At 48.8% G+C, this 14,124-nt stretch carries 10 protein-coding genes; 1 reads left to right on the top strand and 9 read right to left on the bottom strand.

Translation table 11 applies throughout. The features are described 5' to 3' along the window. Positions 1 to 4 precede the first annotated feature (4 nt). From AC3WTJ_RS20395 to AC3WTJ_RS20380, 4 genes are all read right to left on the bottom strand, one after another. Positions 5 to 1,384, bottom strand: a complete 1,380-nt coding sequence (locus AC3WTJ_RS20395; RefSeq protein ID WP_492523404.1) for an amidohydrolase family protein — start codon at positions 1,382 to 1,384, stop codon at positions 5 to 7. Between the two features lie 23 nt (positions 1,385 to 1,407). Then, complete coding sequence (locus AC3WTJ_RS20390; RefSeq protein WP_492523403.1) at positions 1,408 to 2,502, bottom strand: ABC transporter substrate-binding protein; 1,095 nt, start codon at positions 2,500 to 2,502, stop codon at positions 1,408 to 1,410. A gap of 204 nt (positions 2,503 to 2,706) precedes the next feature. Further along, positions 2,707 to 3,702 carry an aromatic ring-hydroxylating dioxygenase subunit alpha gene (locus AC3WTJ_RS20385; RefSeq protein ID WP_492523402.1) on the bottom strand — a complete coding sequence of 332 codons (996 nt, stop codon included), beginning with the start codon at positions 3,700 to 3,702 and terminating at the stop codon, positions 2,707 to 2,709. A 61-nt stretch (positions 3,703 to 3,763) separates the two neighbouring features. Further along, entirely contained in the window at positions 3,764 to 5,149 is a 1,386-nt protein-coding gene (locus AC3WTJ_RS20380) for an amidohydrolase family protein (RefSeq protein WP_492523401.1), read from the bottom strand. A 272-nt stretch (positions 5,150 to 5,421) separates the two neighbouring features. On the opposite strand from AC3WTJ_RS20380, the gene AC3WTJ_RS20375 reads away from it, so the two are divergent. Then, positions 5,422 to 5,883: an Lrp/AsnC family transcriptional regulator gene (locus tag AC3WTJ_RS20375; RefSeq protein ID WP_492523400.1), complete on the top strand. Its 462-nt coding sequence runs from the start codon at positions 5,422 to 5,424 to the stop codon at positions 5,881 to 5,883. A 744-nt stretch (positions 5,884 to 6,627) separates the two neighbouring features. On the opposite strand, the gene AC3WTJ_RS20370 is transcribed toward AC3WTJ_RS20375, so the two are convergent. The 5 genes from AC3WTJ_RS20370 to AC3WTJ_RS20350 form a co-directional block, all read right to left on the bottom strand. Beyond that, positions 6,628 to 7,584, bottom strand: coding sequence for a 3'-5' exoribonuclease YhaM family protein (locus AC3WTJ_RS20370; RefSeq protein ID WP_127456736.1), 957 nt, complete (start codon positions 7,582 to 7,584; stop codon positions 6,628 to 6,630). A gap of 123 nt (positions 7,585 to 7,707) precedes the next feature. Then, complete coding sequence (locus tag AC3WTJ_RS20365) at positions 7,708 to 8,913, bottom strand: VWA domain-containing protein (protein ID WP_492523399.1); 1,206 nt, start codon at positions 8,911 to 8,913, stop codon at positions 7,708 to 7,710. Between the two features lie 3 nt (positions 8,914 to 8,916). Further along, positions 8,917 to 11,277, bottom strand: coding sequence for a DUF5682 family protein (locus AC3WTJ_RS20360; RefSeq protein ID WP_492523398.1), 2,361 nt, complete (start codon positions 11,275 to 11,277; stop codon positions 8,917 to 8,919). After that, entirely contained in the window at positions 11,235 to 12,326 is a 1,092-nt protein-coding gene (locus AC3WTJ_RS20355) for an ATP-binding protein (protein ID WP_492523397.1), read from the bottom strand. The genes AC3WTJ_RS20360 and AC3WTJ_RS20355 overlap by 43 nt, the downstream gene beginning before the upstream one ends. Further along, positions 12,302 to 14,113 carry a HEAT repeat domain-containing protein gene (locus AC3WTJ_RS20350; protein ID WP_492523396.1) on the bottom strand — a complete coding sequence of 604 codons (1,812 nt, stop codon included), beginning with the start codon at positions 14,111 to 14,113 and terminating at the stop codon, positions 12,302 to 12,304. Before AC3WTJ_RS20350 ends, AC3WTJ_RS20355 begins: the two co-directional genes overlap by 25 nt. Positions 14,114 to 14,124: the final 11 nt, after the last annotated feature.

Here is a 14,124-nt window from a genome sequence, read left to right as displayed (position 1 = left end):
AACTTCACCCTTTCGCGAATTCATGTTTATGGAAGGATATTTCCCGTGAAGCCTCATCCCAATAGCGGGCTAACGTGTTGTCCTGCCATTTGGTTTTGGCTGCGGCCATGCGTACCCACCTTCCCCCGCTATACACCCAACGCCGTTCCGGCAGCATGGTGAAGACCTCTTCTGGCGTACTGCCGTCTATGATGACAAAGTTTGCTTCATTCCCAGTCTTAATGGCATCATCGGTAAGTCCCAACACTTTAGCGGGAACGCCCGTCATCATGCGCAGTAACGTACGAAGATCGTCCGGCCTTCCCATATGAGCGGCGTAGGAGCTGATTAAAGCAATTTGCAGCAAATCACCTCGCCCGAATGGATGAAAAGGATCGTGAATATTATCGGAAGCTACCGCAATAGGAATGCCTGCCTCCCATATTTCCTTCAGTCTGGTAACTCCACGCCGAATCGGAAAACTGTCATGTCTTCCTTGCAAATACAGATTCACCGCAGGTAAGGAAACGGCTTTGAGCCCAGCATCCGCCATTTGAGCGATGATGTTATGCGCATCTTGATCGGTCATGGATGCAAGCGCGCATAAATGATCAACAGTCACGCGTCCTTCGTAACCTTCCGCCTTCGTTCGATAAGCGATATGCTCAATCGTGCGAATAGCTGGATTATCGGTTTCGTCACAATGCAGATCAATCGGCACGTCGTATTTCTCCGCTAATTTGAATACATAATCAATATCTTCTTTCGGGGTCATGGATAAATGCGGCGCTCCTCCAATTCCGTCAACACCCATCCTTAATGCTTCCTCGATGGCGTCTACGTCCATGGACATAAAATTGTAAGGACACATTGGAAACAGCTGCAACGTTAGGTAAGGGGCCAGTGCTTCTTTTGCTTCCAGCGCAGCTTCAATCGTACGTAAGGCAACTTCCCTCGAAACTCGCAGGTTAAAATCCAGATGCGTCCGAATCCGTGTCGTACCAAACGATAAAGCTTGCATAGCCGCACGAATCATTCTAGATTTAATTTCCTGTTTGCTAAAAGAAGGCGATGCTTGCGAGTAATTCTGCACAGCTTCTTCTAACGTCCCGCTTCGATTCTCAACCGAAGTTAAGGAGAAAGCTTTGTCCAAATGCATGTGTGCATCCACAAAGCCCGGCAGCATGATTTTACCTTCCAAATCAATAATCGGTCTGTTGGGATCCAGATAAGCCTGCGTCGGATTCCACGTTTCCAAAGAAACAGCGCCAGGCGGGGCGGCATCTCCTTCTTGCTTGAGAATCTGTGTCCAAACCCCATCCCGCATCGATAGGCGAAACAAATGCCCCTCATCTTCCATGGGTAATCGAACATTGATGAAATCCAAATTCGTAACAGAAGCCAATGCCGCCACCTCCTGAACCGGTATTATTTTTTAGGTAAAAATTGCGTTGTGAACACCTTATCAATACTTTCAGCCGTTTTTAACACACCAACATCCACTAATTGCTTCTGAACTTCCTCCCAGCGCTCCTTGGTCATGACACCGGTCCCTTTGGTTGCAGCATCGCCGCCAAACACGAAATCCATTTCTTTTGCAGCGCTAAATTTCATCATATCTAAGCCCATATCGGGGTTCTTTTGTTGAATGCTCGGGTTAATCTCCTCAGAATGATCTTTGTAGTAGTCCCATCCTTTGACCGTAGCTTCCACGAAAGCTTTCACTTGATCCGGATGTTCGGCAATCATCTTCTCCGTTGTGAAGTAAACTCCGCCATAAATGTTGTATCCGGAATCGGCATTCAGCAGTGTGCCATACTCCACTTTTTGCTGATCCAGGGTGAAAGGCTCGCTAGTCACGTAACCTTGTGTGAGCGATGTTTTATCGTTGACAAAATTGACTAATTGACCAGTGTATTTCATTTCTTGGGCCGAGTCTAATTTGTATTTCTTCTTAATGAACTGCCAGAAGCTCGCCGTGGAAGCCACATACACCTTGTGTCCATTAAGATCAGCAAAATCTTTCACGCCTGAATCTTTATGGTAAAACAAAGCTTGCGGGCTCTTTTGCAACGAGGTTGCGATCGCTACAATTGGAATCCCCTCTTGTCTGGCCACCAAAATATCGTCGCCGTTAGCCATCCCGAATTGCGCTTTGCCTGAAGCGACAATCTGTGTAGACGACACCTGCGGCCCGCCTGGCATCAGCGTCATATCCAAGCCTGCATCTTTGTAGTAACCTTTGGCTACCGCCGCAAAATTCCCGCCATGCTCCGGCTCAGCGAACCAGTTCAAAACAACCGTCGCTGGAACGATAGCTTTTGGCGCCGTCGTAGCCGCTGTTGATGCTGCGGGAGCCGTGGAAGCCGCCGGCGCTGTGGAAGGTGGTGCGCTTGGCGATGATGAAACTGAGGTGCTTCCACTACCGCAGGCGGCAAGCATACTTGAGATCGCAATAAAACTGACTGACAAGAGTACCGGGCGTTTGGCGACTAGCGGATTCGTATCATTGAATCGTTTCATTTGAACATCCCCTCCATATTTGGTTATCTCTACAAAGTACTTATCGACCTTTAGTCAAATATAGAATTGATCGTCTATGCGCGTCAACGAAGATGCTAACGTTTTGTGTTTAATTACAATAAAAGTACGTCTTTTTATTATATTTTCAAGAAATAAGCAAATGACAAGCTGTAATATCCACTTAAAAGCGAACATTAAACAATTTTACACAACACCAACCTTGACTCCAAGTTCACGCAACCAACGGCGATAGGCGATAGAAAAGCGGTCTACCTTATGATTGAGCTCCACTTGTAAATCTAGCGGAAGCAGCTCCGGTTTCTGCGTCTCAATCACCTTGGCATCTTGATCAAAGACGATATCCTGAAACCGGATGAAATTCGCATCATCCACATCAAAGGCATAATTACGTGACACCATCATGTGGACAATACATTCTTCTGCGGCTACAGGGAGGACCGTCAGCATGATCCACAAGGTTTGGCCGTTGCTCGGATCCGCTTTGCTTAGCCGGGCCGATAAAGGCCGGTACACTTCCTTCCTATACACGTAAGTCGTTCCTTCACTTTTATCTGAACCGGAATGGGCTACAGGCTGAAAAATCGGAATATGTTCAATATAAATCCGCTCTTTTTCTTTGATGACCTCGAAGTCAGGTAGCTCCGCATAGTCCGGGTGTCCCAGCAAATTCTGGTGGACGAACATCAGATGGGCGAAATCCGTAAAGTTTTCGATCACTCTGGTACCCGCTGCCGCCACCTTATAAGGGCCGCATGGCAGTGGACGAAACTCCGGATTGGCAAACTCGTCGAAATGAGGCAGCGGTGCTGTCGGCTCACCGATACACACCCAAATAAAGCCGTATTTTTCTTCGCAGTGGAAAAGCTGGGCTTTGGCTCTTGGGGGGATTTTCTCCCCCTTGGGCTGTGCCGGAATACAGACACATTGGCCGGAAGAATCATATTGCCAACCGTGGTAAGGGCAGACTAAAGCATCGTTTTGCACCCAGCCTCTGGAAAGCATCGCTCCACGATGAACGCATAGGTCCTGCATGGCATGAACCCCTTTGCTGGAACGGTAAAGCGCCACTCTTTCGCCTAAAATAATAACACCGACAGGCTGCTCCTTCAGTTCTGACGCGAGGTATACCGCATGCCAATCATTTTCCAGAACGGGATCGTGTAGACGTTGTAAGGCCATAACTATCATCCTCCTACGGAATTTATGAACATCATTTGAGCCTGTGAAAAAATGTGAAAAACTATTCGTTGTCTGCGAAAACAGGATATTTTCCAGCTAATTTGGCACGCAGGACGTTGACCCTTGCCTGTGCTCTCTGTAAAATCTCCTGCTCATCCACCCAGGTGCATACGCCTTTGTCGACAACGACGTTGCCGCCCACGATGACAAGATCCACGTCATTGCCGTTCGCGTTGTATACCAAGGCAGAAGAGGCGCGATGGACGGGGCTAATATGCGCCTTCATCATATCTATCGCAACCAGATCTGCCTTTTTGCCAGGCTCCAGACTGCCCAACTCATCGCTCTTTCCAACCGCCTTCGCGCCATTCACCGTCGCCATGCGCAGCACATCCATCGGCGGCAGTAACGTAGCATCCAGCTCATTTACCTTGTGCAAGCAAGCTGTAAACTTTAGAACTTCTAGATTGTCTTGGCAGTTATTGCTGCCGGGACCGTCCGTCCCCAATGCGACATTTATGCCCATGCGCAGCATTTCGGGCACTCGGGCCACGCCGGATGCCAAATACATGTTGGAGACAGGGCAGTGGATAACCGATGCACCTTGGTCTCGAATCATGGCCAGTTCGCCGTCATCCAGCCAAACCCCGTGCACAACCTGCGTTTGCTCGCCCAGAAGTCCAACTTCATTCAGTAGCTCCAAGTTGCGCAGTCCATAACGTGCCATCGTCGTATCGATTTGCTCGCTCGTTTCCGCCACATGCACGTGTGAAATGAGATGGCGATCCCGGCTGAAAACCGCCGCCCGCTCCAGATAACCACGCGAACAGCCATATAAATTGAGCGGCCCAAGCGCGATGCGGATTCGTCCTGAAGCCGCTCCTTCCCATTCATCAAGCAAGCGGTCCGTAGCGCCAAAGATCTGTTCCTCGGTCTCCCGCAATCGGACTTCTCCGGCCAAATCCGATCCTCCTCGGGCCAAATGCCCGCGAATGCCGGAATCGACCATGGCTCGCAGCACACTCGCGTCATTCTCAGGGTAAGTATGAATATAATGATGATCCATGATATAAGTGGCGCCCGATTTCAGATTTTCAATACATCCAATCAATGCAGCTAAATAGAAATCTTCGGGCTCCATCGCCAAGCTCATCGGCCAAATGATCTCCTTCAACCATTGCGCAAGCGGGGAGTGATCGGAAACGCCTCGCATGAACGTCTGAAACAAATGCGTATGCCCGTTGATGATGCCAGGTATCACAACTTTCCCTTTTGCATTGTAGACATATTTTGCTTCCGCCTTAAGGTCATCCATTCTTCCATCTTCGCTCCATGCTCCGACTTCCACGATGACATCGTGCTCCAGATAGACGTAACCTGGTTTGAAAATCTGATTGGTGGCATTCATGGTCATAATCGTACCGTTGTAGATCAGTTTCTTGGACATTTGATTGCCGCCACCTCTTCTTTGTTAACTTTTATTACACGGTTTAAAAATTCATGTATATGTGTTATGTTTATTAACACGATTATAGGAGCGGCAATCTTTTCCGTCAACGTCACTTGTAAATGAAAACCAAACAGTTTGTAACTTTTTTTAGCAGATTATCTTCAAACTGATTAACATTTTTCGATTTCTAAAGGGATACGCGCTGTTTTTTCGTGAAAACAAGTTTTTTATAATCAACTGTATATATTTTCTGTGTTAGGAGTTGTGTCATGATGGATCTTCCACATCTCGATCAAGTGGATCAAGAAATTATTAGGCTGCTGCATGAGAATGGCCGCCTTTCCTACGCCAAAATCGGCGAAATCCTTAATCTGTCACGTGTAGCTATTCAAAAACGGGTCGAAAGTCTGATCGACAATGAGGTCATCGAGAACTTCACTATTCGATTGAATGCAACAAAGCTAGGAAAGGTCGTCAGCGCTTTTTTCGAAGTGGAGGTTGAACCGCGTTTTGCTGAAGAGGTGGGCAATCAACTATCGGCGGATCCCAATGTCATCTCGATTTATCAAATGACAGGAAGCAGTTCGCTGCATATGCATGCTCTGCTGAAGGACGAAGCCGCTTTAGAGGCATTTTTGTATCAGAACATCTACAAACTGGGTGGCGTTGTTCGCGTGAATACGCAAGTGGTGATCAAACGTTTTAAGCAGGGGACTGGGCTGGAGCTTTAATTAGTAACCAAGAATGAAATACTGCCCAGTAGTTCCTCGTTGAGGAGAAAAGAATCGTTGGAGAGTTAATTTCCCTCCTTAGTTTAGCTTGTTAAAAGCCCAGTGGGAGCGAATTTTGGCGGTGGAGAACACCCAACGCCGCTAACAATCCAGCGTTACTGAGACATTTGGCGGAGGGGGCATCCTCATAGGAGAGATAATTTGGCTGGCAGGCCACTTTGAGGAACTACAGGGCGCTATTCTAACAAATTAAGCCCGTTTCCGCGTTCAAGCGGAACTGCAGGGCCTTATTTGACCGCCTAACCCTGATTTCTTCAAGAAAACGGACAAATAGAGGACCTCAGTTCCCCTCCACTTGAAGATGAGCCTATTTCGATGAAATAGAGCCCTGTAGTTCCCCTCCAGGAGGAACCGCTGGAGCAATAGCAGCGACAGTACGGCTATGTTGTATTTTGCGCAACCATTTGGCCGTAAAGGGGCCTCACTTCGCCTCTATATTGCACTTCATACAACAATTGTTGCATTTAAACCGCTTACAATTAACCTTTTGCAACAAATGGTTGTATGATGTGCAACGAAAGACCGCAATCGCGGTCTGACCACACCATTACGTTGTATGTAATGCAGCGTAGCCCTTCAGCTTTGCTGCACAGCCGTCTTTACAACGAAAGACCCAAAACATATAAATTTCTTAACTTTACAAAAAAAACCGTCAGAGCATGATAAATGCCCTAACGGTTTTTTTTATAAATTCAATCGATACATCGCCTTATTCTCTAGTCCGCGAATCATAGGCGTCCAAGCGTCCGTCTCCGGAGTGACTTGCAGCGTATCCTCGACCATCTGCAGCTTCGCATCCATCGAATCGATATAGTGCAAAGCAACAGCCTCAGGAATTTGCGGCAGCACCGGGCTTCCCCATTCCGGCAAATTATGATGCGACAACACGATATGCTGCAGACCGATCACGACATCGGATTGCAGATCAAGCGCATGGTGCAAAGCCGCCTCTGTAATCCAATTCGACGCCATCGAAATATGACCGAGCAGCTTACCTTGCACGCTGTACTCCGTCACGATGCCCAGCTGCGCAATCATCTCCTCCGGTTTCGCGATATCATGCAAAATGATGCCCGCTTTGATCAAATCCGGATTAAGAAACGGGCGCTGTTTGCAGATGAATTCGCCAATTTCCAGCATCCGCACGATGTGATAAGCTAACCCGGCGAAATAGGCATGATGGTGTGTTTTGGCAGCAGGATAGTGATTAAGCTTCTCTCCAACCTTCGCCACACAGAAAGAAACGATTGATTTGATGTTGGGATTCTCAATGCTTTCCAGAACACCATTTATAGTATGAATAAGATCGACTGGACTGATAGGAGCCGACCGAATGAAATCAGTCATTTGTACGCCATCTTCCGGCAATACCTTGCGTATTCTACCAATTTTCACTTGCAATCTATCGCGATAGGTTTGAACCAGCCCTTGAACCTTCACCAATGTCATCGGGAAAAAGGTTTCCTTATCGGCAGCGCTGACGTCCCACATTTTCGCCGAAATCTGCCCGCTGGCATCACACAGCACAATGTCCATGAAATCCTTCGCAGGCGTCGTGTTCGTTTGCTTAATTTCCAATTCTTTAATGAGATAAAATCCAACAAATTCTTCCGGTGCTTGAAGCTGTTTAATTAATGTCATTTTAGTTCCTCCACATGTCATTAGGAACTATTATACTATGAAAATGACAAAAATGGCTGAATTCATTCATAGATTCGGCGGCGGAGGTCGGGAGCGACTAGCCGCCGCACTTCGTCCAGCTCCCTATTTCCCCTGTCCCTGCTTCACTTTCTCCGCAAGCATTGAAAGATCGTGCCCTTTCAGAGCCCCTTCAATCAACTCGGGCAGCTTATCCGGTGAACAACCGAAACAAGGAATGCCGTATTGGGACAGCTTTTTGGCAACCGCTTCGTCATAGGAAGGCACTCCCTCATCGGATAAAGCGAGTAAGCATATAGTTTTCACGCCGGCTTGGTGCATGTCGATAAGCCTTTGCAGCATTTCTGTACGATTGCCGCCTTCATAGAGGTCCGAGACCAAGATAAACAACGTTTTCTTCGGTTCCGTGATAAAAGAGGAGCAATACGAGATCGACTTGTTAATGTCGGTCCCTCCGCCGAGCTGAATCCCAAATAGCATATCGACGGGATCCTCTGCACACTGCTCGCTCAAATCAACGACCTCGGTGTCAAAAGCAACCACACGTGTATCCAGTGCTGGCATACTGGCGAAAATCGAGCCAATAATCGAGGCGTAGATGACAGACCCCGCCATCGAACCGCTTTGGTCAATGTCCAGAATGACCGTCCATTCCTTGCTTCTGCGAGCACGATCGAAGAAATAAACCTTTTCCGGCAGCAGAAGTCCGCGTTCCTTGTCGTAATGCTTGAGATTTTTGCGGATGGTTGTGTTCCAGTCCAGCCCTGTAGCAGATGGCAGGGGCGAATGCTGCCTGCGGTTTAGCGCGCCTGTAACCGCACGGCGCAAATCCTGGGAAAGCCGTTTTACAATTTCATCGACAACGGCTTTGACCAGCTGCCTTGCCGTTTCTTTGGTCCTCTCCGGAATTTTGCCTTTTAGCGCCATTAACGTGGCAACCATCTGAATATCCGGCTTGACTTGGGACAGAAGCTCCGGCTCATAAAGCAGTTGATGCAATCCTTTGCGCTCGATGGCGTCTGCTTGAATGACAGATACGACATCCGGTGGAAAAAAAGTGCGAATATCGCCTAGCCATTTGGCAAGCTTAGGAGCAGATGCTCCCAGCCCGGCTTTGCGAGATCCTCCTGCATCTGCATCTGCACTGCTGACCGAAGTGTCGTCATAGATGGCAGCCAGAGCCTCATCCATCAGCCTCGACTCCTCGTCAAGATGAACGCCGCCTGTACCGAAAGACTGCAGCTTTTCTTCGGAAGCTGCGCCTAGAATCAACCGCCAACGGTTCAATTGTTCTTGATCAATCATTGTCATAGGCTACAAATCTCCAAAGTCAAAATCATTGAGCTCATCCAGCTTCCCCTTCTCTTCTTCACTAAGAGGCTGCTGCAAAGCAGCTCCTGTTCGATCTGCGCCAACGCCCCAGATGTCGCCCATCATTTCAGCAACTGCCGCTTTCTCCCGAGGCTCGAACGAGCCAAAAGCCCGACGCAGGAAAACAAGCGAACGATGGAACGCCTCTTTTTCTAGTGATCCGATATACGTATCGAGCTGCTGCCATAACGTTACTCGCGACAATAGCGCATACCGATTCCGCATGGACATCCCTTCGAACCAGCCTGCCCCAAGATCCACGGGAATCCCCGGTGAGAGCCGTCGCGAAACCTCTTGTGCAACATGTTCATCGGTTATATCATTCCGTTCAAGCAAGATGGCGAAAGCGAAGCCCGAAAGCTTCGCATTGCGATCATCCCGCGAAGCCAGCTCCTGCAGTTTACTGAACCATAAAAGATCGTCCACCACTTCAAACTCATCTTGAGCTATCGTGTTCAAAGATTGCATCGCGCGGACCATGCCGTGAGCGGCATCATCGTTACAGCTCGAAGCGTCCATCAGCAGCAGCGTTCCTCGTAGGAACAATTGCCGGAGCAGCGGAAGCAGGCTGTTGGTTTCAATTCGGCGGATTGATCCATATCGGATCAAGACTGAAAGTTCATAAGCCGCAGCAGCGACTTGTTCAAAGCTGCCGGCATCCACAGCAAGCCCTTGCAGCGCGGAGGTGGCTTGCTCCATCAGGTCTGTCAAATCACAATCACAAGCGATTCGAATGATGCGTGAAGCTTCAGCAATGTCTACACAGTTATCAAGTCTTTCTTTCAGCGCATATGCCGCCGCCAATTCGATAGTCTCCCCCTTGAGGGTTGATTCCACCGCCTGGATTTCAGCTTCCGGCGTCCATTGCAGCACCCATACCTCTGCCCACGAAGCTGATGCTTGATTAACTCTTTGTTGCTTGGCGAAGCTAATGCCCAGAAGCTCCAACCGCTGTAACAAAATTGAACGTTTTAAATCCAGAAAAGCGGCTTCCTCCGACTTCACCCTGCGGTTTTCACGTAAATCCAGTTCTAAAGTTGTAGCAACCGCTGACTTAAACTTGCCAAGCTTAAGCCTATTAAGCTCTCTGTTCAGATCGTCTTGAATAGGCGTTTGACTGACGCCTTCGGGCAATCTGCCGATCGCTGTCCCAATATCTGTTCTTGCCAGGGCTTCGGAAATGGTCGAAAGTTCCCCGTAACCAAGACATACCATCGCCGCATCGCGCAAATCCCTCCACGTTGGCTGGCTGCCTTCATGCATGGCAGCAAGAGCTTCGGAGAGCCTTACCGCCTCGATAAGCGAAGCTGTAGATCGATACGTCCCCTGCTCCCTGAGATGAACGGCTACCTGTGAGAAATACAAAGCGGGTAGTCGCTTAAGATCCCCTTGTTGCAAACACTGCCAGAGGAGTTCGAAATAAGCAGGTGCCTGATTCCCAGCTCCGTAGCCGGAATGCGAAGAAAGCTTATAGTAGGAATAGGGCATTAGTGTTAACTTCGTTGCTGTCTTTGGCAGCCCATTCAACTCTTGATCCGTCATAGAAGGGAACCGGAAATCCAAAGCCGAAGCATGGTGCGCACCCGTGACGACAACGATTTTCTCAGGAACATGGCCGGAAGCGATAGTTTCTTGAATTTTGCGCCGCATGTATGCTTCGCGAATCTCGTTATAAGCCGTTTCCTGAGGCGCGAATTTCATTTCTTGTCGAGCGGTCAGCTCCCGCATTTGTAATGAAAATTGATGTATGCTCATCCGGTAGGCGTTTTTTTGAAGATTATGCTCAAAATGCCGCTCCCAATAAGCCTCATAATCCGGCTCCTCCGAGAGTTCAGCAAGCTGCTGATACAGCGTTCTCTGCTGATGAACATACATCTGAAATTCTTCTGCCTTTGCGGCTTCAGAAATAAATGACGATCGCTGTCTTTGCTCATACAACGCCAAAGCGTGCTCAGAAGGCAAATCAATGAACGCTGCAAATGCCGAATTTCGGCTCGCCCATTGAAAAGCCTGATATTCCGGTGAGTAAGCCGCATATGGATACAGCAAAGTTCTTACAGGCAGTTCATTGGTATAGGCTAAAATGGCAATTGGCGGAACAACGCCGGACGATGATAACTCTTCGATATATGGACTTGCATCGCTCGGTCCTTCTACGAGTACAGCCGTGGGCTTAATCTCATCCAAAAAAGCAAGCAGATGATACGCACCTGCAGGAGATAGATGCCGAATACCGAAAACGTGAAATCCCGAATCTTGAGCTAGTTGTTCATCTCCGAGCATGCGAAGTACAGATTTCTCCATGTCGATCCTCGCTTTTTCATCACATTATCAAGATATTCCTTCCATACAACGCGATCCTTCTCTTCGTCCTTTACAATTGCCCCTTGCAGCCCGGCCGCAATATCCTCTTCACTGATCTTGCCGCTTCCAAAGCTGCCCGCAAGCGCCATGCTTCCCGTCAGCAGCGATATCGCCTCGGCCGTGGAAATAACTCCGCTCGGCCCTTTCACCTTCTCTTTGCCATCAAGCGTCATTCCGCTGCGCAGCTCACGGAAAATCGTCACAACCTTCCGCACCGATTCCTCATCCGGCAGCGAAGCTTTCAGTTCATAGCTGGCCGATATTTCGCCGACCCGCTTACGGACAATTTCGACTTCTGTTTCAATATCCGACGGCGAAGGAAGCACGATGATGTTAAAGCGCCGTTTCAAAGCCGCAGACATCTCGTTCACGCCGCGATCGCGTGTGTTGGCCGTTGCGATGATTGAGAATCCTCTGGACGCGAATACTTCTCTACCCAACTCCGGAATGGAAATCGTCTTTTCCGATAAAATCGAAATCAATGCGTCCTGCACTTCCGATGCGCAGCGAGATATTTCCTCGAAACGCGCAATACCGCCGGTTTCCATCGCTCGGAATATCGGACTTTTAATAATGGCCGTATCCGAAGGTCCTTGTGCAAGCAGCATCGCATAATTCCAGGAATAGCGGATATGCTCTTCGCTCGTCCCGGCCGTGCCTTGGATCACTTTGCCGGAGTCGCCGGTAATCGCAGCCGTCAAATTCTCCGAAAGCCATGACTTCGCTGTCCCCGGTTCCCCGATCAACATAAGTGCACGGTCGGTTAACAGCGTCGCTATCGCCATTTCCACAAGCCTTTTGTTCCCAATGTACTTAGGCGTAATAGGGACTCCTTTCACCTTCCCGCCCGTCAGAAACATCCGTACAGCCTTTGGAGAAAGCTGCCATCCAACCGGCTTGGCATCTTCATCCCATTTCTTTAATGCCTCCAGCTCCTCCAGGTAAAGTCTTTCGGAAGGCAATCTTACGACATCTTGCTTTTGATCCATCCCCATAATCCCTGTCCTTTCTCATCTGTTTCTAAGTGATTGGCTTGTTCTGGCTTAGCGGCTACTGTTTCCGCTATGTCCAGCAATTGACTTTTCATCCCCTGATAAGAGAGCCCCTCTGCGAATTTGCTCAGCCTCTCGGCATAGGATTTCGGAAGCAATGACAACAACATAAGTTGGAGGCGGTCCAAGTAATAAAACTGCTTGTTGCCGGGTTTCTCCAAAATATCCATAAGGAGAGCTGGTGCTTTTGCGTAATTTTGCTTAAACAAAACGGCTAATATCAACGTTGTCTTATTCGCATTAAAATGAGGCCGTTCCTCACACTTTTTAACGAGATAATCTGTCACTTTAGGATCTGGCTCGCCGGCGAACCGGCATACCAATTCTTCCTCATCCAGTTTAACAAACAGATGCACCCATCTCGGGTCCCATTGCGTGCGAATCGGGGCATTCATCTGATCAAACACCTGCGCATGCAGCGAGGGAGTTACGTCATACATAACACGCAGCAATTCCTTGGCTGCAGGCTGCTTTTTATCCTTAAGGTCATGATAAAAACGTTCATAAACATCCTCTGGCGGCAGGATTTTGATAGCCGCTCTCAAGCTGTATCCAATAAATTTGCGATTGTATGCCTCATGCAGCTTAACCGCAAAACGGTCTGCTTCGGGCAAATCCAATTGAAGCAGAAGATCCGCAGCAGCCTCTTGAACGGCTTCTGTTTCCGGCACGACAAAACCGGCTGTCGACAGCAATGTTTCCAGCAAATTGACGACCTCAGGTACCCGCTTACCTTGTAAGCTGCGGATGTCTGCCAACAACATTTGGGCGGAATCCGCTATATTCACGCGCTGAACGATTTGCTCCAGCATGGCATTGGCATGATGGATGACGCGAAGTGTCAAATCATTGGCTCTGCACAATTGAACAGGTTCAATTGCGATATCCTGATCCTTCGAAGCAAGAGCTTTGTATAATCGAGCAATCGCTTGCTCGGTTCCAAGACGCGATAAAGCGAATAGTGCCGCTTTGCGGATCTCTTTTTTCTTATCATCTGCCTGATCCAAAATAAATGCTTCTTGCTCGGGATAGTCGCCTAAGCGTTCAATAGCTGTTGAACGAACATCTGTTGAACCTTTCGTCGCTGCTTGGAGAAGCCAATCCAAAGCTTCCGGTTCGGGAAGTAACGGATGAATTAGCTCTAGTCGACGGGCATCCCCCTTCCCGCCATCCTGCCTAAACTGCTGCTTCAACGCCGGCAGTGCCGCTTGACCCAGGGAAGGCAGCACCTTGCGGTGCAGAAAATCAGGAATTTCCGCATAGCTGTCATCCAACGCTGTTACAGCTGCCGAAATGACACGGAAATCTTGAAACAAATTCTCTTCGTGCCCAAGCCGAAGCTGTTCCATTCTGCCCTGTCCCTTTTGAGTTAGCGCCTCAATTAGAGGTTGCAGCTTGCGGTAAGGAATGGGAGATACAAGGGTGGCTTCTGCCCCCTCAATGGGGAAGAGCTCATCTTTCGTTTCTGTTTTCCCTTGTGTGTACAACACCGAGTTCAGCAGCGTACCCAGTTCCAACAGTTTCCCGGCCGAACTGCTCACTTCCGCCTCCAAGACTTGGCTGACTGCCTGTGCCATTCGATTAAAAATCGGCACCGATTCGCCCAGCTTTTGCAGTTGAGGCAGCATTTTTTGCAATCGCAAATCGCCTGCGGCCATCCCGCTCCCCGCAATAAACAAGCGGCGTATCTCGTGCTGCAGCTCAAACAAAACATCTATACTCATAGAATCGTCTC

It is taken from the genome of Paenibacillus sp. FW101-FHT12H11, assembly GCF_058790355.1.
Note: the sequence above shows the minus strand (reverse complement) of the source record. Positions and strands in the feature narration are given on the sequence as shown.